The sequence below is a fragment of the Clostridium frigidicarnis genome, from assembly GCF_900111985.1.
GTDB lineage: Bacteria > Bacillota > Clostridia > Clostridiales > Clostridiaceae > Clostridium_Z > Clostridium_Z frigidicarnis.
This window is the reverse complement of record NZ_FOKI01000022.1, coordinates 1-25,780: the sequence shown is the minus strand read 5'-3', so window position 1 is coordinate 25,780 and position 25,780 is coordinate 1. Positions and strand designations below refer to the sequence as shown.

26 protein-coding genes are annotated in these 25,780 nt (G+C 28.7%); 25 read left to right on the top strand and 1 reads right to left on the bottom strand.

What is annotated here, in order from left to right:
- The first annotated feature begins 103 nt into the window (after positions 1–103).
- The 25 genes from BM119_RS12855 (at position 104) to cls (ending at position 24,356) form a co-directional block, all read left to right on the top strand.
- Positions 104–271 carry a zinc-ribbon domain-containing protein gene (locus BM119_RS12855; RefSeq protein WP_090042051.1) on the top strand — a complete coding sequence of 56 codons (168 nt, stop codon included), beginning with the start codon at positions 104–106 and terminating at the stop codon, positions 269–271.
- Between the two features lie 245 nt (positions 272–516).
- Positions 517–1,365 carry a patatin-like phospholipase family protein gene (locus BM119_RS12850; protein WP_090042049.1) on the top strand — a complete coding sequence of 283 codons (849 nt, stop codon included), beginning with the start codon at positions 517–519 and terminating at the stop codon, positions 1,363–1,365.
- An 85-nt stretch (positions 1,366–1,450) separates the two neighbouring features.
- Positions 1,451–1,672, top strand: coding sequence for a hypothetical protein (locus BM119_RS12845; RefSeq protein WP_090042048.1), 222 nt, complete (start codon positions 1,451–1,453; stop codon positions 1,670–1,672).
- A gap of 112 nt (positions 1,673–1,784) precedes the next feature.
- Positions 1,785–3,005: a sensor histidine kinase gene (locus BM119_RS12840; RefSeq protein ID WP_090042046.1), complete on the top strand. Its 1,221-nt coding sequence runs from the start codon at positions 1,785–1,787 to the stop codon at positions 3,003–3,005.
- A 155-nt stretch (positions 3,006–3,160) separates the two neighbouring features.
- Positions 3,161–3,889, top strand: coding sequence for a response regulator transcription factor (locus tag BM119_RS12835; RefSeq protein WP_090042044.1), 729 nt, complete (start codon positions 3,161–3,163; stop codon positions 3,887–3,889).
- A 277-nt stretch (positions 3,890–4,166) separates the two neighbouring features.
- Complete coding sequence (locus BM119_RS12830; RefSeq protein WP_090042042.1) at positions 4,167–6,578, top strand: glycyl radical protein; 2,412 nt, start codon at positions 4,167–4,169, stop codon at positions 6,576–6,578.
- 150 nt (positions 6,579–6,728) lie between these two features.
- Positions 6,729–7,661: a glycyl-radical enzyme activating protein gene (locus BM119_RS12825; protein WP_090042040.1), complete on the top strand. Its 933-nt coding sequence runs from the start codon at positions 6,729–6,731 to the stop codon at positions 7,659–7,661.
- A 305-nt stretch (positions 7,662–7,966) separates the two neighbouring features.
- Positions 7,967–8,887, top strand: coding sequence for a GntR family transcriptional regulator YhfZ (gene yhfZ, locus BM119_RS12820; RefSeq protein ID WP_090042039.1), 921 nt, complete (start codon positions 7,967–7,969; stop codon positions 8,885–8,887).
- 49 nt (positions 8,888–8,936) lie between these two features.
- The gene (locus BM119_RS12815; protein ID WP_090042036.1) at positions 8,937–9,287 is read left to right on the top strand and encodes a PRD domain-containing protein; all 351 of its coding nucleotides are present in this window, start codon (positions 8,937–8,939) and stop codon (positions 9,285–9,287) included.
- Positions 9,288–9,309: 22 nt separating this feature from the next.
- A complete protein-coding gene (locus tag BM119_RS12810) occupies positions 9,310–9,669 on the top strand; it encodes a DUF2620 family protein (RefSeq protein WP_090042035.1) in 360 nt (119 codons plus the stop codon).
- A gap of 29 nt (positions 9,670–9,698) precedes the next feature.
- Positions 9,699–11,006, top strand: coding sequence for a YhfT family protein (locus BM119_RS12805; RefSeq protein ID WP_090042033.1), 1,308 nt, complete (start codon positions 9,699–9,701; stop codon positions 11,004–11,006).
- 150 nt (positions 11,007–11,156) lie between these two features.
- Positions 11,157–12,035 carry a phosphotriesterase family protein gene (locus tag BM119_RS12800; RefSeq protein ID WP_090042032.1) on the top strand — a complete coding sequence of 293 codons (879 nt, stop codon included), beginning with the start codon at positions 11,157–11,159 and terminating at the stop codon, positions 12,033–12,035.
- A 16-nt stretch (positions 12,036–12,051) separates the two neighbouring features.
- A complete protein-coding gene (locus BM119_RS12795) occupies positions 12,052–13,152 on the top strand; it encodes an aminotransferase class V-fold PLP-dependent enzyme (RefSeq protein ID WP_090042030.1) in 1,101 nt (366 codons plus the stop codon).
- Positions 13,153–13,172: 20 nt separating this feature from the next.
- Positions 13,173–14,333 carry a YhfX family PLP-dependent enzyme gene (locus BM119_RS12790; RefSeq protein WP_090042028.1) on the top strand — a complete coding sequence of 387 codons (1,161 nt, stop codon included), beginning with the start codon at positions 13,173–13,175 and terminating at the stop codon, positions 14,331–14,333.
- A gap of 16 nt (positions 14,334–14,349) precedes the next feature.
- Complete coding sequence (locus BM119_RS12785) at positions 14,350–15,582, top strand: phosphopentomutase (RefSeq protein WP_090042027.1); 1,233 nt, start codon at positions 14,350–14,352, stop codon at positions 15,580–15,582.
- Positions 15,583–15,943: 361 nt separating this feature from the next.
- Positions 15,944–16,324 carry a hypothetical protein gene (locus tag BM119_RS12780; RefSeq protein WP_090042025.1) on the top strand — a complete coding sequence of 127 codons (381 nt, stop codon included), beginning with the start codon at positions 15,944–15,946 and terminating at the stop codon, positions 16,322–16,324.
- Between the two features lie 177 nt (positions 16,325–16,501).
- The gene (locus BM119_RS12775; protein ID WP_090042023.1) at positions 16,502–16,738 is read left to right on the top strand and encodes a FeoA family protein; all 237 of its coding nucleotides are present in this window, start codon (positions 16,502–16,504) and stop codon (positions 16,736–16,738) included.
- A 219-nt stretch (positions 16,739–16,957) separates the two neighbouring features.
- Positions 16,958–17,191, top strand: coding sequence for a FeoA family protein (locus tag BM119_RS12770; RefSeq protein WP_090042022.1), 234 nt, complete (start codon positions 16,958–16,960; stop codon positions 17,189–17,191).
- A 14-nt stretch (positions 17,192–17,205) separates the two neighbouring features.
- The gene (feoB, locus tag BM119_RS12765; RefSeq protein ID WP_090042020.1) at positions 17,206–19,254 is read left to right on the top strand and encodes a ferrous iron transport protein B; all 2,049 of its coding nucleotides are present in this window, start codon (positions 17,206–17,208) and stop codon (positions 19,252–19,254) included.
- Positions 19,255–19,392: 138 nt separating this feature from the next.
- The gene (locus BM119_RS12760) at positions 19,393–19,689 is read left to right on the top strand and encodes a DUF2325 domain-containing protein (RefSeq protein ID WP_090042018.1); all 297 of its coding nucleotides are present in this window, start codon (positions 19,393–19,395) and stop codon (positions 19,687–19,689) included.
- Positions 19,690–20,310, top strand: a complete 621-nt coding sequence (locus BM119_RS12755) for an HD-GYP domain-containing protein (RefSeq protein ID WP_090042017.1) — start codon at positions 19,690–19,692, stop codon at positions 20,308–20,310.
- 58 nt (positions 20,311–20,368) lie between these two features.
- Positions 20,369–21,370 (top strand): methyl-accepting chemotaxis protein, encoded by a 1,002-nt coding sequence (locus BM119_RS12750; RefSeq protein WP_090042015.1) that lies wholly within the window; start codon positions 20,369–20,371, stop codon positions 21,368–21,370.
- Between the two features lie 20 nt (positions 21,371–21,390).
- A complete protein-coding gene (locus BM119_RS12745) occupies positions 21,391–21,660 on the top strand; it encodes a FeoC-like transcriptional regulator (RefSeq protein WP_090042014.1) in 270 nt (89 codons plus the stop codon).
- 352 nt (positions 21,661–22,012) lie between these two features.
- Positions 22,013–22,429, top strand: a complete 417-nt coding sequence (locus BM119_RS12740; protein ID WP_090042012.1) for a hypothetical protein — start codon at positions 22,013–22,015, stop codon at positions 22,427–22,429.
- Positions 22,430–22,820: 391 nt separating this feature from the next.
- Positions 22,821–24,356, top strand: coding sequence for a cardiolipin synthase (gene cls / locus BM119_RS12735; RefSeq protein WP_090042010.1), 1,536 nt, complete (start codon positions 22,821–22,823; stop codon positions 24,354–24,356).
- A 253-nt stretch (positions 24,357–24,609) separates the two neighbouring features.
- Here the strand turns inward: cls and BM119_RS12730 are convergent, their stop codons facing one another.
- On the bottom strand, positions 24,610–25,161 hold the full coding sequence (locus BM119_RS12730) for a glutathione peroxidase (protein ID WP_090042009.1): 552 nt from the start codon (positions 25,159–25,161) through the stop codon (positions 24,610–24,612).
- Positions 25,162–25,780 lie beyond the last annotated feature (619 nt).

Genomic DNA, 25,780 nt, shown 5'->3' with positions numbered 1-25,780 from the left:
AGCAATACAAAAAAAAAATAAGAAATAAAGATTTAATTGATACTAACTCTCTCCATTTAAGGATTGGTTAATATAAATAAGTCTTTAATTGGAGGAATTTAATATGACAGATAAAACTTTAGTATGTAGAGATTGTGGAAAAGAGTTCGTATTCACTGAAGGAGAACAAGAGTTTTACAAAGAAAAAGGATTCGATAACGAGCCAACTAGATGTGTTGATTGCAGAAGAGCAAGAAAACAACAAAACAACAACAGAAGATACGATAGATAATATTTGTAACTTCAAACCTATAAGGGTTTCTCTTATAGGTTTTTTTCGTATATAAAGATAGGGTTAAAGAATGGCGTAGTCATTTATATATATTAAAAAATTGAAACAAGCTTATTCTTTCGTTTTAGAGTGAGCTTGTTTTGTTTAGTAAAAGATATGGCTATATAGGGTTTAGTGATTTTGTATTAAGATGCCTAAGTGATATAATTATATAGATAAAAGAGGAATAAAATGGAGGAATAGGTATGGATAAAAAAGCACTTGTCCTTGAAGGTGGGGGAATGAGAGGAGTTTATACAGCAGGAGTATTAGATCTGTTTTTAGAGAAGGATATTGATATGAAATATTGTATAGGGGTTTCAGCAGGAGCAACCCAAACAGTTTCATATCTGTCTAAGCAGTATAAAAGAAATTATAGAGTAAATATAGATTATATAAGAGATAAGAGATATTTGAGTTTTAGAAATTTAATGAAAACGGGATCTATTTTTGGCATGGATATGTTATTTGATATTATACCAAATAAGCTAGATCCATTTGATTATAAAGAGTTTAAAGAACATGATGCAACTTTAGTTGTAGGAGTAACAAATTGTGAAACAGGAAGGCCAGAATATTATAACTTAAATGATTTAGATAATGGCTTCGATGCATTAAGAGCTACAATATCATTACCTTTAGTAGCTCCTATTGTGGAATATGAAGGTAAAAAATTATTAGATGGTGGTATAACAGATCCTATCCCAATAAAAAAATCTATAGAGGATGGAAATGAAAAACATGTAATTGTTCTTACCCAACATAAAGGCTATACAAAAGGAAAAAATAAAGCATTATCCTTTATAAGAAGAAAATATAAGAGGTTCCCAAAACTTATAGAAGCTTTAGAGAAAAGACATGAGGTTTATAATGAAACATTGGAACTTTTAGATGAATTAGAGAAAGAAGGAAAGTGTTTTATAATAAGACCAAGTGAACCGTTAAATATAGGTAGACTTGAAAGAAATACAGAAAAATTAAATAATGCTTATGAACAAGGATATGATGATGCTAAAAATTTATATAACAAATTAATGGAATTTTTAGGTGAATAATCTTTAAAATGTACATAAACTTAATTATTTTGAAATATAATTACTTATATAGTTAAATATGGATAAATATTAAGGAGGCGAAGTTATGAAAAAAATAACTAAAAGAGTATCAACTGTTTTAATAGTAGTAGCTTTAGCATTAGGAATGTGCACTTTTATGAAACCGGTGAAAACATTAGCATTACCTATATGTGGATGTGATAACCCTAACATTACAAGATGGAGGGGTGGAGATGGTGGTAAAAACTTGGTAAGTAGGTGCTATAATTGCCACTGGTATAATGTTATAGAAAATTTTTATAAATAACACAATGAAAGTTGACTTTTAGAGGATTTTTAAAGCTCTCTAAAAGTCAATTTTTTTGTTGTATAGTATGTTAGAATAATAATTATACTTTATAGAAAGTAGTTGATTTATAGTGGTTAATAGTAAAAATTTAAATGAAATAATAGATGTTAAATTGTTACAGTGTATACAAGATAGGCTGGCAGAAATTACAGGTCTTGCTTATAATATAGTTGATTTTAAAGGTAATCCTATTAATAGCTATTCAAACTTTTGTAGTTTTTGTAATAAAATGAGAAGCACTCCAGAGGGAATGAAAATATGTTATGACGCAAATGCCCATGCAGGGCTAGAAGCCGCCATAAGGCAAGAACCATATGTTTTTAAGTGTCCAGCAGGATTAGTAGATGTTGCGACTCCTATTATCGTTAATAATAACTACCTTGGTGCTGTTTTTTTTGGTCAGGTTAGAACCAATAAAAATAACCTTGAACCTATTAAAAAATCAAATTATTATTCTAAGATGTGCAAAATAAATCCTGAATTATTGAATGATTTTAACGAAACTAAGTATGTTGATTATTCTAAAATTAAATCTATTTATTCTTTAGTTGATATAGTAGTAAAACTATTAGTTGAAAAGTCAGAATTAAGTTCAATACAAGAGGAGTTAAGTTTTAATAATCTTAAATTGCTTAGAGAAAAAGAAGAAAAAACAAAATTGGAACAACAGCTTAAAGTTTCCGAATTAAATTCTTTACAAACTCCTATAAATGATGATTTTGTACTTAATACATTAAACGTAATATCTAGTCTTGCATTAATAGAAGATGCACCTAAAACCCAAGAAATGATTTGTTTATTATCAGAATTATTTAGATATAACTCTAAAAATATAGAGAATTTAGTTTCTCTAGAAAAAGTTATAGAAAACATTAGTGTGTATTTAAAGATACAATCAACAAGATTTGGAGAAAGAATACACTATGAGATTAACATAGATGATACACTAAATAAACTTAAAATACCTACTATGGTTTTACTACCATTTATAGAATATGCTGTATTAAATGGTTTATGCCCTAAAAGAGAAGGCGGAACTATTAAGATTAAAGGATATTGTAATGAAAATAATGCCTTTATTTCCATTGAAGATAATGGAATAGGAATATCTAAAGATGAATTATTTTTAATATTAAATGGAAAATGTAAAAGAGGTTCTTTAGAAGCAGGAATATATAATTCTAATAAACTATTAATTGATTATTATGGGGAAAATTATAAAGCTCAAATAACAAGTGAGATTAATGTAGGAACTACAATTATTTTAAAAATTCCTTTATCTGATGTTTAGGTGCTGATGAACAGTAACCACATCTAAGGATAAGTTCTTAAACTATATCTGAACCTAAGAATCACTTTATATTAGAGATATAAGTTTATAGTAGTGATATATTGCAAGTGACAAGTTTGATTTTTATTTAATTAATGTAAATAGGGGGGCAAGATATGTGTAAGGTTATAATTGCTGATGATGAAGAGTTAGAACTTGAAGCTTTAAAAATGATTATAGATAAAAAAATTAAGAATGTTAGTGTTGTTGGAGTAGCACATAATGGTGATGAAGTTATTAAAATGAATGATACTTTAAATCCAGATATAATTTTTATGGATGCAATAATGCCTGGCATAGATGGATTCGAAGCAGCCAAAATTATAAAGAAACAAGATAAAGATAAAAAAATAATATTGATGAGTATTTATGATAATTTTGAATTTTTACAAAGGGCATTAAAAATAAAGGTTGATGACTATTTGTTAAAACCAATTAAACCAGAGAAAGTAATAGAAATATTAGATGAGTATATTAAAAGTAATGAAGAATATTTTTTAAGAAAAGATTTATCTAATGAAGATAAGTTAAAACATGCAGTAAGGTATATAGAAAAAAACTTTAAAAACAATATAACATTGAAGGATGTAGCTGACTATATGAATTTTAGCAACACATATTTCAGTAAAAGTTTTAAAAAATATGTAGGGGTTAATTTTAATAAATATATAACAGAAATAAGGATAAAGGAAGCAAAAAGATTGCTAGAAAAAACTAGTATTAGTATAAATGATTTAGCATTTGATATGGGATATAATGAACCAAACTATTTTTGTAAAGTATTTAAGAAAATGGAGGGAATTACTCCTTCAGAGTATAGAGAGAAATTTGGCATAAAAGTATAGTCGAAGATTAAAAATTTACTATAATAATCATGAAAAATATTAATTATTATAGTATTTGGAAAAATAATATAACAGAAGTGGACAGATAAGTATTAAAAAAATATGCAAATTAACCTGTATTATAATATATAAGAAGTAGATAAGACTATTGGAAACTGGTAAACGTATTCCTAATATAGCCTAGATGCTTGTTTAAGGCACATTCAAAAAAATATACTTGTTATTTTCTTTCATGTGCCTAATTATAAAAATATATTATAAGACAAGGGGGATAAAAATGGATATATTAGCAAAAGGATTTATGGAACCTAGTAAAAGAGTAAGGAAACTAAAAGATGAAATACTTTCAGCAGTTCCGTGTATTGAGGCAGATAGAGCCATAATATTAACTGAATCATTTAAGGAAACTGAAAATCAACCTGTTATTATCCGTAAGGCTAAAGCACTTGAAAAGATGTTAAATGAGTTACCTATAATAATTAGAGATGATGAACTTATAGTGGGTAGTTTAACTAAAAATCCTAGATCATCTCAAGTGTTCCCTGAATTTTCAAATCAATGGTTGGTAGATGAGTTTGATACACTTGAAAAAAGAACATCAGATTTATTTAAGATCTCAGAAGATACAAAATCTAAACTTAAAGAAGTTTTTAAATATTGGAAAGGTAAAACTGTAAGCGAATTAGCTTCATCTTATATGTCAGATGAAACTATTAATGCCATGGGAGCAAAAGTATTTACAGTTGCAAATTATCATTTTAATGGTTTAGGACATGTTTCAGTAGATTACTCTAAAGTATTAGAAAAGGGTTTTAGAGGAATTATTAAAGAAACTGAAGAAGCTATAAAAAATGCAGATACAACTAATCCGGAGTATGTTAAAAAGAAAATATTCTGGGATTCAATAATCATTTCTTGTAATGCTGCAATAAACTATGCTAAAAGATATGCCAAATTAGCTAGGGAATTGGCAGAAAAAACAACAGATAATACTAGAAAAAATGAATTGTTAAATATTGCTAGAGTATGTGATAATGTTCCAGAAAATCCAGCACAGACATTTCATGAAGCATGTCAGTCATTTTGGTTTGTACAAATAATTATTAGTTTAGAATCTAATGGACATGCTATATCTCCAGCACGTTTTGATCAATATATGTATCCTTATTATAAAAATGATATAGACACTAAAATGGAAAATAAAGAAGTAAACAGAGAAATACTTCATTGTTTATGGGTTAAGTTTAATGACCTTACTAAGGTTCGTGATGAAACAACAACAAAAGCTTTTAGTGGATATTCAATGTTTCAAAATTTAATTGTAGGTGGTCAAACGCCAGAGGGAAGAGATGCTACTAATGAACTATCTTATATGTGTCTCGAAGCTACTGGAAGCTTAAAGTTACCTCAACCTTCACTTTCAGTTAGAATATGGAGTAAGACCCCAGAGGAATTTTTAATTAGAACCTGTGAATTAACTCGTTTAGGAACAGGGCTTCCAGCATTTTATAATGATGAAGTTGTTATCCCTATGTTAGTTAATCAAGGATTAACATTAGAAGATGCAAGAGACTATGCAATTGTAGGATGTGTTGAGCCACAAAAACCAGGAAAAACCGATGGATGGTATGATGCAGCATTCTTTAATTTAGCAAAAATTTTAGAACTATGCATAAATAATGGTAAGGCTTATGGAAATCAAATTGGTCCTAAGACAGGTGACTTTAATTCATTTACTAATATAGATGAATTTATAGAAGCATATAAAAAACAAACTGAATATTTTGTATCTCAAATGGTTGCAGCTGACAATTGTGTTGATATTGCGCATGCTGAAAGAGCACCTCTTCCATTCTTATCTTGTATGCTTGATGATTGTATAAGTAAAGGTAAATCAATTCAAGAGGGTGGCGGACATTATCGTTTCTCAGGACCTTTAGGGGTTGGAATTGCAAATGTAGGGGATTCATTTATGGCTATTAAAAAGCTTATATTTGATGAACATAAAATTACTTTAGATAAGCTAAAAGAAGCTATTAACAGTAATTTTGGAGAAGAGGAAAATGATTTAAGTAAAAAATCTGAATATGAAGATATAAAACAATTAATCCTTCACAGAGCACCTAAGTTTGGTAATGATATAGATGAGGTTGATGAATTTACATGTGAAGGAGCACTTATTTATTGTAAAGAAGTTGAAAAATACACAAATCAACGTGGTGGAAAATTTATTCCAGGATTGTATCCAGTTTCAAATAATGTGCATTTAGGAAGCTTAGTTGGAGCAACTCCAGATGGTAGAAATGCATATGAACCTTTAGCAGATGGGGTATCTCCAACTAGAGGAGCAGATATTAAAGGACCAACCGCTGCTGCAAATTCCGTAGCAAAGTTAGATCATTTTTCTGCACCAAGTGGTACTTTATTTAATCAAAAATTTAATCCAAGTTCTTTACAAGGAGATAATGGATTAAAAAATCTAGGTTCTTTAATAAGAAGTTATTTTGATAAAAAGGGTATGCACATACAATTTAATGTAGTAGATAGGAAGATTCTTATTGAAGCTCAAAAACATCCAGAACAATACAGAGATTTAATAGTGCGTGTTGCAGGATACAGTGCACAATTTATTTGTTTAGACAAGGGTGTTCAAGAAGATATTATTAAGAGAACAGAACAAAGTTTATAATAGCTAGATCATAGTAAGGTTCTGTTTTAATAGAATTAGTCATATTCAAAAAAATAACTAGTCAGTATGCTAGTATATTTAATTTATTATTTTCTTTAAAACAGAACTAAGATATGAAATAAATACTCTTTAAAATGAAAGGAAAAAGCTATGCTAAAAAACCAAGTGGATTTTAAAAAAAAAGGAACTGTCTTTAACATTCAAAGATTTTCAGTAAACGATGGTCCTGGTATACGTACTATAGTGTTTCTAAAAGGATGTCCATTATCTTGCAGTTGGTGTAGCAATCCAGAATCTCAAAATAGAAATAAAGAATTGCTTTTCAATGTTAAAAATTGTACAGCATGTCATAAATGTGAAACTATGTGTAAAATGGATGCCATTAATTTCAACCTTGATAATAGAATAGATAAAGACAAGTGTGTTAATTGTGGAGAGTGTGTAGAAAGCTGTTATCCAGGAGCACTTGTTATTTCAGGAGAAGAAATGAGTGTTAAAGAAATTTTAGATGAATTAAACAAGGATTCTGTTCAATTTAGACATTCAAATGGGGGAGTTACTCTTTCAGGAGGAGAACCACTACTGCAAGAAGAATTTGCTTTAGAACTGTTAAAAGGATGTAAAACCATGGGATTTCATACTACTATAGAAACTACTGGATATATAAATAGAAAAATAGTAGAGGAAATAGTGCCTTGGGTTGATTTAGTACTTTTAGATATTAAGACAATGGATGAAGAGAAACATTTGAAATATATAGGTGCAAGTAATAAAAGAATTTTAGAAAATGCAAAAAGAATCTCAGACTTAGGAATAAACACTATTGTTAGAGTACCAGTTATTCCTGAATTTAATTGTGATAAAGAAAGTATTTATAATATAGCTGAGTTTACAAAAGCATTAGGTAATGTAAAAGAAATTCATTTATTGCCATATCATAAGTTTGGATTAAACAAATATGAATGTTTAGGAAGAAAGTATAATGTAAATGATAATATTAAAACACCAAGTGAAGATGTTATGTTAGAACTTAAAAAGATAGTAGAAGATATAGGATTAAAATGTAACGTTGGATCTCACTAATTAATAATATTTCAGTTAAAGATAATAAATTTTAATTTATTTATTGAATTTTTTATTATTAGGTTATTGAGCGTTAGTTATGTTTGGCTTAAAAAACTAAGTGTTTTTAAGTTGAGTTTTTAGTATAAGTTTAAAGGCAAAACCCTATTCAGTGTGTAGATTGAATAGGGTTTTACCTTTGGTATATTGATTCTTCCATTTATTTCTTTAAAAATTTTTTCAAAATTAAAAATAAATAGTTGAAAACGAAAACACAATATGTTATTATGAATATACAAAATATTGTACATTGAAGGGGCTAAAGTATGGATATAAAAAGTAAGTTAATGCAAAAAATTGGTATTATGTCAGCAAATCTTTCAACAGAATTTATTCAACTTGATGTAGACGATAGAATTCCAACAGTTGCATTACTATCAGAAAAATATCAGACAGCTAGGGGTACAGTTCAAAGTGCTTTAAAATTACTTCAAGACTATAATGCTATAAAATTAGAATCTAGAGGTCATTTAGGTACGTTTATAACTTATATAGACTACCTAAAGTTATTAGAAATTGCAGGAATAAAGTCACTTGTAGGTGTTATGCCACTTCCATATTCAAAAAGATATGAAGGGTTAGCTACAGGAATATTCAATACATTAAATCATAGAGGTCTAGCAGTTAATCTAGCTTTTATGAGAGGCTCTAACCATAGATTAAAGGCCTTATTAGATGGAAGATATGATTTTGCTGTTACTTCAAGACTTACAGCTGATTATTATATAAAAAATCATGAGCCTATAGAAATAGTAGTAGGTTTTGGAGATTTCTCATATGTTAATGAGCACGTTCTTGTAGTAAGAGAAGAATATAATGGGCAAATTAATAAGGGAATGAAGGTTGGTATAGATAGATCTTCTATAGACCAAGCATTGTTAACACTTTCGTATTTTAAGAATTACGAAGTAGAATATATTGATATGTCATATAGTTCATTTAAAACTGCAATAAAAACAAGAAAAGTGGATGCAGCTATATGGAATAAAGATGATATTGATGGTAATGAAATAAAAACCATAGATATAAGTAAAAAGCATATTGGTATATCTGATACTGAAGCAGTAATAATAACTGCAAATAAGAACACAATTTTACCTAAGTTGTTCTCTAAGAACTTAGATAGAGGAAAAGTATTAAGGTTCCAAAAGGAAGTTTTAGAAGGAATAATCATGCCAAATTATTAAGGCATGTTTATAGATTAATATACAAAATTTTGTACATTGAGGTGTAAAGATGGATTTAATAGTGAGATTAAACATTTTAAGAGATGCAGGTCAAGTATCAGAGAAAACGTATAACCAATTATTAAAAGTAATTAGGTACTTTAAAGAAAAAAGAAATATTGAATTAACGGAAGAAAATGGGGCTATGTTAATAACACATTTATCTTCTGCACTGGCAAGAATTGAAAAAAATGAGTTAGTGAACAGCATTGAGGAAATAATATTTGAAGAAATTAAAAAAGACATAAACTATAAAAAAGTTGTAGAAATTACAGATGACATGGAAGAAACAATAGGAAAGTTACCAAGAGAAGAAAGAGACTTTATTGAGATGCACATATGCACTCTATTAAACAAATAATTAATTATTAGGAGGAATTGAAATGAAAAAAATAGTTATAGGTGGACAAATTGAAAAACAAATGATAGCTGATATGGTTACAGAATTAGTAGGAGACAAAGCAACTGTAGTAATAAAAGGTGATATTGATGCTGCAATGGCAATAAAGAGTGGAGAAGCAGACTACTACTTTGGAGCTTGTAATACTGGTGGTGGCGGTGCACTAGCCCTTGCTATAGCATTAGCAGGTGCAGATAAATGTTGTACAGTTTCTATGCCAGGTAATATTAAATCAAAGGAAGAGATTATTAGTGAAATAAATTTAGGAAAGATTGCTTTTGGATTGATACCAAATGATGCTGATGTAGTACTTCCTATCATAATTAATGAGCTATTTAAATAAATTTTAATCACATATGAGGAGGAATTATAATGAATAATTTTTTGCCAATGTTTGTAATGATGGCGTTATGTGCAGTAACTACTCTTATGGCATCAAAAGGTATAGCTGTATTTAATGATGCAACTCGTCCTATGGTGTTAGAACATAGAGAAAAAAGATTAACTCGTTCAGCGCTTGGTACTTCTGCATTTGCTTTTGGGATTGGATATATATTAGGATTTATTCCACAATCAATTGCAACAGGAGTAATTATAATTCATGTTGTTTTACTTGGAACAGATATTATAGGAGCATACATACCAGAAAATAAATATCAAACACCAATTTCATTAGTTGCAGGTGCTGCATATGGAGTTGTTATGGCCTTTGGTATCCCAGTAATTGAAAAGTTATTTGATATGTTACCATACAACTTTTTAACACAACTTGGACAAGTTTCAAGCGTAATATTAGTAGCTTTTGCTGTATTCCCATGTTTAGTTGTATCACTACAGTATGGATGGAAAAAAGGTGTTACAACATTTGGTATTACAATTTTAGCCCAAATTTTAGTTTCGCAGTTTGGTATATTTACACTGAATAATGGTCAAAAAATAGTTATAAATGCTAATGCAATGGCACTATTTGCAGGAATGGTTGTAATGATCTTCTTCGCTATAAGAGATAAGAGGGAAGCTACCAATACCCAGGCAACTTTAGTATCACTTTTCGCTGAAAGAATAAAACATATAAAGAAAAACTGGTATTTATTTGCACTTTCAGGTGGTTTAATAGCATTATCATCAGCATTAATTATAACAGCTGAATCACCAATGTCCGCACCTTTATATCAATCAGGAGACTTTAATTCAGCAGCAATTACTGAGATAGCTCGTGTTATAGGTTTTATTCCTTTAGTAGTTACAACAGGTATAGCAACTGGAGTATATTCACCAGCAGGAGTAAAGATGGTATTTGTTATTGGATCTTTATCAGCATTAGCTGGAAATCCAATATTAGCTTTAATCTTTGGAGCATGTTGGATGACTATGGAAGTATTCTTACTTGATTCATTTGCAAAAGTATTAGATAAGTTCCCAGGGGTTAAGGATTGTGGAGATCAAATACGTACAGCTATAACTAAAGTTCTTGAAGTAGCATTATTAGTTGGTGGTATCACAGCTGCTGCTGCAATTGCACCAACTTGGGGAGCAATGTTTGTAGTTGGGTTATATGTGTTAAATAATACATTTAAGAAGAAGATAGTTAGTCTTGCAATTGGACCTGTTGGAGCAATATTAGTAGGGATAATCTCTAATATATTAGTAATGTTAAATTTGATGAATATACCAGGATAGTTTAAATTGTTGAATTTCTATAAGTATATATGATGGCTACCACCTGTAACACTTCATTCTCTTACAAGAGATGATGGATAATGGGTGTTAAGCTCACCTAAATAAAGATTGCTTCTATAGATAACTCAATTTCAATAATGGAGGTCCTATATGAAAGATATAAAAGAAATTATATATGCTCATGAACATACTACTATAGATTTATCTGGAGTTAAAAAAGATAGTGATTGTAACTTAAATAATAAAGATCAAACTATTGAGGAGTTTAAAGAGCTCTTATCTAAAGGTGTATCAACTATTATAGATATGACAAATAGAGGTATAGCTAGAAATGTTCAGTACGTAAATGAAGTAAGTGAAAAAAGCGGAGTGAAGATTTTAAATGCAACAGGATATTATAAAGAACCTTTTCTACCTAAAGAAGTTTATGAATTAGATGAAAATGAACTTGCAAAAATAATGGTAGCAGACATAATCTATGGTGTTGAAGATACAGGAATAAAAGCTTCTGTAATTGGAGAAATTGGAACTAGTTTAAAGAAAATTGAGCCTATGGAAGAAAAAGTTTTACAAGCCGGATGTAAAGCTCAAATTGAAACAGGAGTACCAATAGTTACACATACAACTTTAGGAAAGTTAGGACATGAGCAAATAAAAACTTTCAATAAATTTAATATTGATTTAAGCAAAGTTATCTTAAGTCATATAGATCTAAGTGGAGATATAGAATATATGAAATCACTCTTGGATAAAGGGATCAATATTGCTTTTGACACAGTAGGTAAAAATAACTATCAGTCAGATGAAAATAGAGTGGAATGGTTAAAGGAATTATGTTCTTTAGGATATTCGGATCAAATAGTTATGTCAATGGATATAACTAGAAAGTCTCATTTTAAAGAAAATGGAGGACTAGGATATTCATATTTAATTGATAAATTCCTACCAATGTTATATAAGACAGAGATCAAAGATGAACATGTTGAAAATATGATAGTTAATAATATAAAAAGGATTTATAAATTATAATTTGGGAGGGACACATATGAAGACATTTCCTTTACATTCAATTTCATTGCAAGAAGCGATGAATTTGCAATTTAAAATTATAGATACAGTTACAAAATATTTTAATGGCATAGAAGTCCTTTCACTTGGAGATTTAGGTGTGGTAAAGGGATTAAATAAACCAACTTATACTCAAAAAGTAGAAAAAGTGTTTGCAGATGTTTTTAATGCAGAATCTGCTATTTTAGTTAGAGGGGCAGGCACAGGTGCTATAAGATGGGGATTAATAAGTTTCATGAATTGCGGAGATAAAATATTAGTCCATGATGCACCAATTTACCCAACATCAAAGGTAACCATTGAAACAATGGGGCTTAAGGTGGTAAAAGTAAATTTCAATGATTTAGAAAGCATAAAAAAGATTGTTTCTGAAAATCCAGATATAAAAGGTTCACTAGTTCAAAATACAAGACAACAACTAGAGGATTGTTATGATTTAGAAGAAGTAATTCAAACAATAAAAAAGGAAAACCCAAATATAAATATTATTACAGATGATAATTATGCAGCATTAAAGGTTGAAAAGATTGGAAATCAATGTGGAGCAGAGTTAAGTAGTTTTTCTTGTTTTAAAATTTTAGGTCCAGAAGGTGTAGGAATACTTATTGGTAAAAAGGAACTTATTGATAAAGTATATTCTTTAAATTATTCAGGTGGAAGTCAAGTTCAAGGTTTTGAGGCTATGGAAGCTTTAAGAGGATTAATCTATGCTCCAGTATCATTAGCTATACAATCACAAGTTAATGAAGAACTTGTGAAAAGATTGAAAAATGGTGAGATACCAGAAATAAAAGATGCTTTTCTAGTAAATGCACAATCCAAGGTTTTGATTGTAGAGCTAACAGAAAATATTGCAGAAAAAGTATTAGAAATAACACCTAATTATGGAGCAGCAGCTCATCCAGTTGGATCTGAATCAAAATATGAATTTGCACCAATGATGTATAGAGTATCAGGGACATTTAGGGCATCAGATCCAACGTTAGAAAAGAGAATGATTAGAATAAATCCAATGAGAAGTGGAGCGGATACGATAATTAGAATACTAAAAAATGCAATAAATGATGCAAAAAAGTAGCAATAAGATGAGGTGGTAAAGTGTTTTTAGAGAAGACAATTGAGAAGAATAAAGGATTAATTAATACTGCTTTTAGTCTACATGAAAAAGGAATAATAGAGCCAGACACATATGTTATAGATTTAGATAAAACAATAGAAAACTCAAGAAATATAAAAAAAGAAGCAGATAAATATGGAATAAAGCTATATTTTATGTCAAAGCAGTTTGGAAGAAACCCTCTTATTTGCAAAGAAATTATGAAACTTGGCTATGAAGGAGCAGTAGTAGTAGACTTCAAAGAAGCAGAAATTATGATTGATAACGGAATAAAGATAGGACACGTTGGACATCTTGTTCAAATTCCAAGCAAATTAGTAAAAAAAGTGGTAAGCAGTAAACCAGATTATATAACTGTTTATTCTATAGAAAAGGCAAAAGAAATAAATGATGCATGTAAAGAATTGGGAATTAAACAAAAAATAATGTTAAGAGTATTAGATAATAATGATAATCTTTATTCAGGACAATATGGTGGGTTCTTTATTGAAGAACTTGAAGAAAAGGTAGCTGAATTAATTAAACTAGATTATTTAGTAATTGCAGGTGTAGCATCTTTTCCTTGTTTCTTATATAAAGAAGAAACTAATAAAATAGAACCTACAAACAATATTTCTACTATAAAAAAAGCTAAAGATATTATTGAAGAAAAGTTTTCTATAAAGATTGAACAATTAAATATGCCATCGGCAACTTGCACAGAATCAATTAAGCTAATAAGTGAAAATGGTGGGACTCATGGTGAACCAGGACATGGATTAATAGGGACAACACCTTATCATAAATACAATGATGCTGTTGAAATACCATCAATAGTTTATGTATCAGAAGTTTCACATAATTTAAATGAAAATTCTTATTGCTATGGTGGAGGACATTATAGAAGATCTCATATGGATAATGCTATAGTGGGTAAAAATATGGAGAATTCTAAGTTGGTAAAGGTAGTTCCACCTACTGATGAAAGTATAGATTATCACATTGAGTTGAAGGATAACTGCAATGTTGGTGATACAGTTGTAATGGCTTTTAGAGCCCAAATTTTTGTTACGAGAAGCAATGTAGCAGTAGTTAAAGGAATATCATCAAATACTCCTGAGGTTGTTGGTTTATATAATTCTTTAGGTATGAAAATAAACTAATGTAGGAAGTGAAAAAATGAAAAAATTTATTGTTGTTGTATTAGATGGATTTGGTATTGGTGAAATGGATGATGCTAAATACTGTAGACCAAAAGATATAGGTTCAAATACTTGCTTGCATATACTAGATAAAGAAAAAAATTTAGTGTTAAAAAATTTAGAGTCTATGGGGCTTATGAATATATTATCAAAAGAAGTAAATGGCATGAAATTTAATGAGAAAGCAACCTGGGGTAAGGGTAAATTAACCCATTTTGGAGCAGATACATTTTTTGGACATCAAGAAATAATGGGAACAAAGCCTAAAAAACCTTTTACAGAGCCTATTAAAAATAAGATTGAAGATATATATGAAGCATTGATAAATAAAGGATACCAGGTAAGGTATTCAGAAGGATATAAAGAAAGGTTCCTTATTGTTGAAGAAGCATTAACTATAGCAGATAATATAGAATGCGATTTAGGACAAGCTTTTAATATTACAGCTGCATTAGATATTATACCTTTTTCAAAAGCTTTAGAAATAGGTAATATAACAAGAAAGATAGCTAAGGTACCAAGAGTTATAACTTTTGGTGGTAAGGATATAACCCTTGATAATATATTAGATGCAGTAGAAGAAAAAGATGGAAGTTTTATAGGAATAAATGCTCCAAAGTCAGGTGTGTATGATAAGGGATATGAATGTATACATTTAGGCTATGGTGTTAATCCAGATACTCAAGTAACAACAATTTTATCAACTGAAGGAATTCCAGTATATCTTTTAGGTAAGGTTGCAGATGTAGTTATAAATGAAAAAGGTGTAAGTATACCTATGGTTGATACAAAAGGTGTTTTAGAAAAAACTATTGAAGTTGCAAAAGAAACAGAAAATGGCTTTATCTGCTGCAATGTTCAAGAAACAGATTTAGCAGGACATAGTGAAAATGTAGAAAGATATGGGCAAAAGTTAAAGATTGCAGATGAATTAATTGGAAAGCTTATAAGTATATTAAATGAAGAAGATATACTTATTGTAATGGCTGACCATGGTAATGATCCAACTATTGGACACAGTAAGCATACAAGGGAAATGGTTCCTTTAATGATTAAAGGAAAGAAAGTAAAAAGTGGTATTAATATTGGTGAGAGAGACACTCTTTCAGATGTCGGTGCAACAGTTGCAGAATTTTTTAATGTTGGTTTACCAGAAAATGGCACAAGCTTTTTAAAAGAAATTTATGATTTTAATAAACAATTGCAATGAATTTAAATAAAAAGAGGTTTTATAATTAAAATGTACTCTATAAGGTAGTCTTTTTTAATGGCTACGCTATAGAGTACATTTTATTACTATAACTTTCCACTCTCAATTTTTAATTAAAGTGTGGCATATCCATAAGATGAATAATATTGTGGAGATACACCTAAATACACAGAAGTGCTCATAATTGCATATAATTAATCATAAGTATAAATTAGTACTTGGTTTTCATTTAAGGTCTATCATATGTAAATACTAATATGTTGGTTAAGTATGTTAGAGAATGGATAAATAGGTATATAAGTTGTGGTTTAAAGCTAAACCGTACTTTAAAGTATTAATAAAGAATGAGGTGTGGAATTTTATGAACTATTCATGGCTAATTGGTCTTACAGTTTTTGTAATGGTACTGGTAGCTTATGAGTTTATACTAGGGTACAAATGTTATTTCAATAATAAAAAAGAAATTTTAAAATACGATTTATTTTGGAGTAAGAAATCTAAAGGAGCTATAAGTAAAACAGAATTACAAACAATTGGAAAATACCACTTAGCAATAGGCATTTTCCTTGGGGCACTCATAGAAAATTCAGTGGTACTTATTTTTTTAAAATCATGTTGTTCTGACTTTTATTTGTCAAGTAAACTTGGAACTTTTATTATGGATGTGTATTATTTAGATTTTATTCTATTTATTTATGTAGTATCATTTATATGTAAAATAAAGAAAATCATAGGAAAATAAAGGATAAATAAAATAAATTTGTATAAAAAACTAATAGTCTATTTACAGATAAGGAATTATAAGTTACAATATAAATGAAAGTCATTATCAATTGAATTTTAAGTCTATATTATGTGGGCTTATTTTTTTAGTGTAATGGTGATAATGAGTATCAATATTAAATAAGGAAGTGTAATTATGACTAAATTAATAGGGTTAAATGAAGTGGCTGTTAAATCAAAAGCTAAAGTTTCGGAAATAGCTCATGAAAGTAAAGTCAGAAGAAGAATTATGGACATGGGTATAACAAAAGGTACGGAGATAATAGTAGAAGGAAAGGCACCAATGGGTGATCCTATAGAGATATCAGTTAGAGGTTACAACCTAAGCCTTAGAAAAAGTGAAGCTCAACATGTTCTTGTAGAGGTCATTTAGAAAAATTGACAATTGAAATAGTTAAAAGCTTATGTTAATTGACGATTGAAAACTGATAAGTGACAATGTTGGTTGAAATCTTGTTGAGAAGATTTCTGAAATAAAAAAATATTATTAAAGAAAATCTGTGATTTTCAACAACAACTGTTAATTCTCAATTATAACGTGGCATAGCCACTTTTTGCTATAGTTTTCGATCAGAAAAGGGAGGATGAGATTATGACCTGTAGTTGTATGCCTTTAAACGCTATTGGAATTGGTAAATATGCAGAAGTAAACAATTTAGATGGTGGCGAACTTATGGGAAAAAAGCTTATGGAAATGGGCGTAAACAAAGGAGCCATACTAGAAATAATAAGAAATGATGCAGGTCCTTTAATTATTAAAGTAGGAGAAACAAGACTTGTGTTAGGAAGAGGTATGGCACAAAAAGTAATGGTTAGGGAAGTTTAATTTGGAGGGGTAAAATGAATAAGAATTTAGTAATAGCACTAGCGGGTAATCCCAATTGTGGAAAAACAACAATATTTAATGCATTAACAGGTTCAAAGCAACATGTTGGGAACTGGCCAGGTGTTACAGTTGAGAAAAAAGAAGGTAAATTAAAGGCTGGAGGCAAAGAAATAACTGTAGTGGATTTACCAGGAACTTATAGTTTAGGAGCATATTCAGAGGATGAAGTAGTTGCAAGAAACTTTATCTTAAAAGATAATCCTGATGTAGTTATAAATGTAATTGATTCTAGCAATATAGAAAGAAATCTATATTTAACAATGCAAATTCTAGAAACTGGTGCTAATGTTGTTTTAGCTCTTAATATGATGGATGAAGCTAAAAACAAAAACATTGAGATAAATACAAAGAAATTAGCACAGCTTTTAAATATTCCTGTTATTACTACAGTAGCAACAAAGGGACAAGGTATGGAGGAACTTATAGATGAAGCTATAAGGCTAGGGGATAAGAAACAAGTTAAATCTTTTAATATAAATTATGGTGATGATATTGAAAGAGAGGTAGATATACTAGAAGAAACACTGGCACAGAGTTGTGCATCATTAGAATATCCGCCTAAATGGACAGCAATAAAACTTTTAGAAAATGATGAATATATAAAGAAACTTATGGAAGAATATAATCAAGATAAAAGTGTTAATAACAAAATAGAAAAAAGTATAAATAATTTAACGGACATAATAGGGTATGAACCAGATACATTTATAATAGATAAAAGATATGAATTAATCAGTGAAATAATTCAAAAGAGTGTAAAGAAACAAGTTGTTAGAAAAGAAAGTACATCTGATAAAATTGATAAAGTTGTTACTCATAAGTGGTTTGGAATTCCTATATTTGCAATAATAATGTTTTTAATATATCAAGTAACAATGACTTTTGGTAATGAATTTTTAGGTGGATATGTAGGTGATGCCTTTACAGCATTAGGTGAATGGGTAGAGCCGTTGCTAGAAACTATAGGAACATCAGAGTTACTAACATCCTTTATTGTTGACGGATTAATTGGTGGATTAGGAGCAGTAATGGTATTTGTTCCAATGTTGTTTGTTATGTATATTCTTATATCTATACTTGAAGATACTGGTTATATGGCTAGAGCAGCATATGTAATGGATAAGTTTATGAATTACATAGGACTTCATGGAAAAACAGCTGTATCACTTATAATATCTAGTGGTTGTAATGTTGCGGGAATAATGTCAACTAGAACTTTAGATAGTAAGAAAGATAGAATGATAGCTATACTTATAAATCCATTTGTTTCATGTGGAGCAAGGCTACCAGTATATGCTTTGTTTGCAGGGGCATTCTTTGAAGGAAGAAGAATAGGTATTTTTGATGCAAGTGGAATAGTTGTATTTTCGCTTTATGTATTAGGAATAGTAGTAGCTATATTAATGGGAAAATTCTTTAGTAAGAGGGTATTTAAAGGGGAAGAGTCTTATTTCATAATGGAATTACCACCTTATCGTATACCAACAGTTAAGAGTATTATAATTCATATGTGGGAAAAATCAGAAGCGTTCTTAAAGAAAGCAGGTACTATTATATTAGGAACAGTTGTTGTTGTTTGGGTTCTTTCAAACTTACCAGGTGGAGTTGAACCAGGAAGCTCAGAAAGTTTAATTGGGATAATTGGATCATCTATAGCACCAATATTTACATGGGCAGGATTTGATAATTGGCAATCATCAGTAGCACTTATAACTGGTCTTGGAGCTAAAGAGGCTGTTGTAGGAACATTGGCAACAGTATACGGAGTAGCAGAGGGTCCAGATTTAACTGGTGCTATACAACAAATATTTACACCATTATCAGCTCTTTCATTTATGGTAATGACACTTCTATATTGTCCATGTGCAGCAACTATAGGAGCTATAAGAAGAGAAACAAATTCAAGAAAATGGGCAGCCATAACAGTTGGATACACATGTTTAATTGGTTGGGGAGCAGCAGTTATAGTTTATCAAGTAGGAAGATTAATGGGATTTAATTAAGGATAATTATGAATTTTAATTGATAATGATTATTGATTTCTTTGAAGTTGTTTTAGCTGAAGTTAATAAAGAAATTTAGGCTTCAGCTAAAATTACATTAATAATAATTAGAAAATTAAATCAAAAAGGAGAATTTTTATGAGTGTTTTAGTCATAGGTGGAGATAGAATTCAAAACATAAAAGACAAATTAAGGGAAAGTGGTTTTGACATAATAGAACATGTTAGTGGAAGAAAGAAAAGTGATAAAAAGGTTAAGATACCTTATAAAACTGATTTAGTATTAGTTTTGACTGATTATGTAGGTCACAGAGTGGTTGAACTTATAAAAGAAGAATCAAAGAAGTGTGATAAAAAAGTTGTTTTCTCTAAAAGATGTTGGTCTTGTATGGAAGAGCCTGTTAAAAGATATGTAGAGGAGCAATTGAAAAAATAAATGTCAATAAGGGAATTACTATTTAGATCTATAGAAAAAGAGATGTATCATGACATAATAGAAAGCTTGATAACAGCTTTAGAGGCAAAGGATTTTTACACAAAAGGGCATTCTGAAAGAGTTGCATTTATGAGTCATGAAATATCAAAAGAACTAGGTATTAAGGGAAGAGAATTGGAGAACATTCATATAGCAGCTCATTTACATGATATAGGTAAAATAGGCGTACCAGATATAATTTTAAATAAAAAAGATGAACTTTTACCACATGAGTGGGAATATATAAAAATGCATCCTAAAATAGGTTTTGATATTTTGAGTAAATCAAAAAAATTGAAAAGTATAAGTAGGATTGTATATTATCACCATGAACGTTGGGATGGTAAGGGATATCCAAGTGGGATAGCATCAACTAGTATACCTTTAGGTTCTAGAATAATTGCTGTATGTGATTCTATAGATGCTATGACATCAAATAGACCATATAGAGATGCCATGAGCTTTGAGGAATGTATAAAAGAAGTATTATTAAATAAGGGACTAATGTTTGATCCAGTTATAGTTGAGTATATACAAGATAATTTGCAATTTATGAGAGAATTAATATCTATAAAAAATTAGAACACAAATAAATAATTCATTAATGTACAACATTACATGTTATCGGGGGAATTTTTAAATGTTACTTAAGAGTAATGGTATTGGAAGAAGAATAAGATCTTTGTTTATTAAAGATAGATGTAAAGAGTATGATGATAAAAAAAGCATTAATCTTTATGAATATAATATAGAAGAAAATCTAAACAATACTGAGGAAGAAGAAAAACATATTGAAAAGAATTTTAATGATATAGAAGAATTAATTGATGAAGTTCAGGTATCGGCTAATAACAATTTAAATGTATCTGAAAAGTTAATGGAGGAAATGGAAAGCATATCTGACAAAGGAAAAGAAATGTATCTTTCAATAAAGGAGATACAGAGTTCTACAGGTATTATAGCGGAAAGGACTCTAGAAAGCTTTAAAGAAACTGAAGTATTTAGTAAGAGATCCAATGGTATTAAAGATAAAATGGTAGAATCAATAAATAACTCTAAAAAAATGTTAGGAAAAATAGAGTTAGAACTAAATGAAGCAATAGAAGGATCAAAGGAAGTAGAAAAAATATATGGATTTTCTCATGCTATTATGGATATAGCAAAACAAACTAACCTTTTAGCTCTTAATGCATCAATTGAAGCTGCAAGAGCTGGAGAAGCAGGCAAGGGATTTGCAGTGGTTGCAGGTGAGGTAAGAAAGCTTGCAGAGGAATCAAGTAAAGTTGTAAAAAATATAGACACAATAATAAATAATGTAAGTTCTTCATTTAATAAACTAAATAGGTGTTCACAAGAAGTAGTTGAATATTTATCAGAAGTTGTAAATAAGGATTACGACAATATTATACATACATGCGAAAGATATGATGAGAATACAGAAAAAATTCATAGTGTTATGAATGAAATAAGTTCTTCTACAGAAGAGATAAGCACATCGATAGAGGGATTAACTAAAGTTGTAAATCATGTATCAACAACAATTAATGGTTCTTCTGATAGGGTTACAGAGATGTCATTTGATGTATTAAATACTGTTGAGAAAATATATGAGATAAAAGATAAGATAAGTAAAAATAATTAATAGAAGGGAATGATTAAGAGGTGTTGATTAAAATACTAAAAAGATTAGCTGAGGGCGGAATATATTCAAATAAACTAGTTGCTAAGGAATTAGGTGTAGATGAATCTTTAGTTGAACAAATGATTGAACAACTTAAAAACTTAAACTATATAGAAAAAGATACTATGGATACATGTTCTTCAGGATGTGGGACATGCTCAAAAAAATGTGGTTGTTGTGGAGATAGTAGTAATATAGATTTAGTAATATGGAAGCTTACTGATAAGGGAAGAAAAGCTATATTGAGGTAAAGAGTAATATGGAATTATATATATGTAAGTATTAACATAAAACATCATAAATAGTATAATGTTATTATATAAATAGCATTATACTATTTTTTTACTTTATAGGATACTATAAAAGTTCAAATCTGTGGATAACTTTGATGACTATTAAAATATATAGATTTTTTAGTTGAAAACTTTAATGAGTGAAAAATTACAAGTGGCAAGTGACAAGTTGCGGATAAATCTTCTTGTGAATAACTTTGTGAAATAAGAAATGCTTTTTAAGAAAAACACTGAATGAAGATTTGTTCTATAGTATGGAATTAAATATATATAAGTAGAAATTTTCAAGTGGGATATGAGGAGGTGAATTATGGAGGGTACAATTTTTATAGTAAGTATGATTTCTATAATAATTTATTTTACATTTGTTGCTTTTAATTATTATTTTGATAAGAAGAATAAGTTTACAGAATTTAATTTGAATTTCTTTAAGGATAGAATTAATTTTAATGATGATGATAAAAGAAAAAAGTATATGACCTTTCTAGGAAAACATTATTTTAGATTTACTCTTATACTAAGTGTATTTGTTATGGAAGGAATAACTCTTAAAATTATTATTGATAATGGTATATTAAAAGAGTATATAGCTAATTCATTTGAAGGAGTTAGTAAGATAGAAATGACAATTTTAATTGCTAATATTATAATAGTTATTTTTATCGTTGGGGAACTCTTAAATTTAACAAAAACAAAACAAAGAATGATTGATAACGGTGAGCATTAGTACTATCCTTAGTATTTTAGGTTTTAATTCTTATAGTATCAGATTAGGGCTATAGATAAAGTGAAAAACCATATCTATAGCTTCTTTATTTAGTCTGATGACTAGGTGGATAGAGATATTTTTTCATAAGCAAACCTCGGTTAAACCTAGAAATCACTTGAGATAATATGGAATGAAGAAGAGTATTTAAGTTTAGAAATTAAAGTTAAATACTATAATTTTATAAAATTAAGTATTAAAATAGATTTAAGTGTTATAAAATCAGTAAACTTAAGTAAAATAAGATCTACATAATCCTAAAATTCTAACTTAAGGGTAGCATATTCAGGTTATGAATTATAATATGTTATGAATTTTAGAACTGATATAGTAAAAATTAAGGCGGTATAATATGAGGAAAATTTTAGATTTGTTACTTAGTAGAATGGTTGTAGTAGGATTTCTTATTTGTATTCAACTAGTATTTTTAATTACTGCAATATGGAAATTATCTGAAACATTTGTATATTTATATGTGTTATTAATAATAATAAGTGTTGCTGTTGTTATATATATTATTAGTAGAACAGACAACCCATCATATAAGCTTGCTTGGACAATACCTGTTTTGTTATTACCAGTATTTGGGGGGCTATTTTATCTTTTATTCGGAGGAAAAAGAATAAGTAAAACATTAAAAAAACAAATAGCTAGAGTTTCTTATTATACAGAACCATTATTACAACAAGATAAAAGTATTATAGATGAACTTGAGAAAAAAGATAAATCCATAGCTAATCAATCAAAGTATATAGCTAAATTTTCAACTTATCCTATACATAAAAATACGGAAACAGAATATTTATCTCCAGGAGAAGTGTTTTTTTATAAATTAAAAAAAGAGCTTAAAAAGGCTAGACATTATATATTTATGGAATATTTTATAATGCAAGAAGGTTTAATGTGGAATAGTATATTGGATATACTGGAGGACAAGGTTAAAGAGGGGATAGATGTAAGAATAATATATGATGATGTGGGATGTTTAAGAACATTGCCAAATAAATATTATAAAATACTAGAAAGTAAAGGTATTCAGTGTATAGTATTCAATAAATTTGTTCCATTTCTTTCATTAATAATGAACAATCGTGATCATAGGAAAATAACTGTTATAGATGGACATACAGCATTTACTGGAGGAATAAATTTAGCAGATGAATATATAAATGAAATAGAAAGATTTGGTCATTGGAAGGATGCCTCCATTATGATAAAAGGGGAAGCTGTATGGAACTTAACAATGATGTTTTTACAGGCATGGGATTTTAATAAAGGAATAAGAGAAAACTACGAAAAATATAGACCACATATCCACAGTACAGAGAAGTTTCATGGTGATGGATATGTTCAACCTTATGGTGATAGTCCCTTAGATAATGAAATGGTTGGTGAAAGTGTATATTTAAATATAATAAATAGAGCAAAAAATTATGTGTACATAACTACACCTTATTTGATAGTAGATAATGAACTAATAACAGCTCTTATATTAGCCGCTAAAAGTGGTGTGGATGTAAGGATAATAACACCTCATATAGAGGATAAGTGGTATGCACATATAGTTACGAGAGCTTACTATTATCAACTTATAGAAGCAGGAGTGAAAATATATGAATATATTCCCGGATTTATGCATTCAAAAACCTTTGTAGCAGATGATGAAGTAGGGGTAGTTGGAACTATTAACATGGATTATAGAAGTTTATATTTACATTTTGAATGCGGAGTTTGGTTGTACAAAACAAAATCAGTATTTGAAATTAAAGAAGATTTTTCAAAGACATTAGAATTAAGCCAGAACATAACTTTAGAAGAATGTAAAAATGTTAAATGGTCAAATAGGTTTATAAGATCTATATTAAGGGTATTTGCACCTCTTATGTGATAAAAATATTTAACTTTATATAAAAGTGAGTTAATCATATAAACTTGTGGGTTAGAAAATTCACAAGTTTTTTTGCTTTACAACATTATGTGAACTTTGATTGTTGAGGGTGGCTGTAATTGTATTTTCATGTTTATATATTATACTTTTTAAACTACAATACATTTTCTAATATAAAGAATTCTATAAAGAAAAGAGAGGTGTAAGTTTGTGTTGATTACACCTCTCTTTTCTGTTTAGATGAAAATCTTTATTATAGTGATAATAAAGATTTTATGGATTCTTCCATAGACATAGGGTCAACAATAGACTCAAATCTTTCAACAATATTACCAGATCTATCAATAAGGAATTTTGTGAAGTTCCATTTTATTGAATCATCAACAAGATACTCAGGATAGTTTTCACTTGTTATTGAATGTAATAATTTTTCTTGAGGTTTAGTTAAATCAAACCCCTTAAACCCTTTAGCAACAGTTAGGAAGTTGAACAAAGGTAAAGCATTCTTACCACGGACATCTACTTTCTCAAACATTGGGAAGTTTACCCCATAATTTAACATACAAAAACTTTTAACATCAGAGTTGGAACCAGGTTCTTGCTCTAAAAATTGGTTAGATGGGAATCCTAAAATTACTAATCCTTTATCATTATATTTTTCGTAAAGTTTTTCTAAATCTGCAAATTGAGGAGTAAATCCACATTTGCTAGCTGTATTCACTATTATTATAACTTTTCCTTTAAATTCCTCTAAAGAAACTTCTTCACCGTCTATGTTTTTAACTTTGAAATCGTAAATTGACATTTAATCATCTCCATTAATTTATTTTAAATTTAAATAAAGTTACATACTATTTTTAACTTATACTAATGTAAAATTATGAATTACTTTAATTAACAACCCACAAATTTTTAAAATAATATCTAATAATTTAATAACTTCATTTACATAATAGGTTGTATATAGAAAATTAAATAAGAAATTAAAAATTATTTGATAATATAAGTATATAACAATAATTATTATTTGTAAATAATAATTATTCGACAAATAAATAAATTATATTTTAAAAGGAGATAAAATATAATTTATACAAAATATTGATTACAATAAATAGATATTTATACAAATATATATATATTAACACAAAAACAAGTAGAAAAATAATTATAGTACTAAAAAAGTTTAATGAATTACAATTAATATATAAATATAACAATGAAAAATAAAATAAAATGTCACATTAACCTATAACTATGTATATTATTATATTAGATGGGGATATATTATAAATTAACAAAGGAGAGATAAACTATGTGTAATAATGGTTTTTATAATAAATTTGACGGAAATGAAGACAGAACTGAAGATGAATATGGAAAACATGAAGATGAGTGCGGAAAACATGAAGATGATTGTGGAA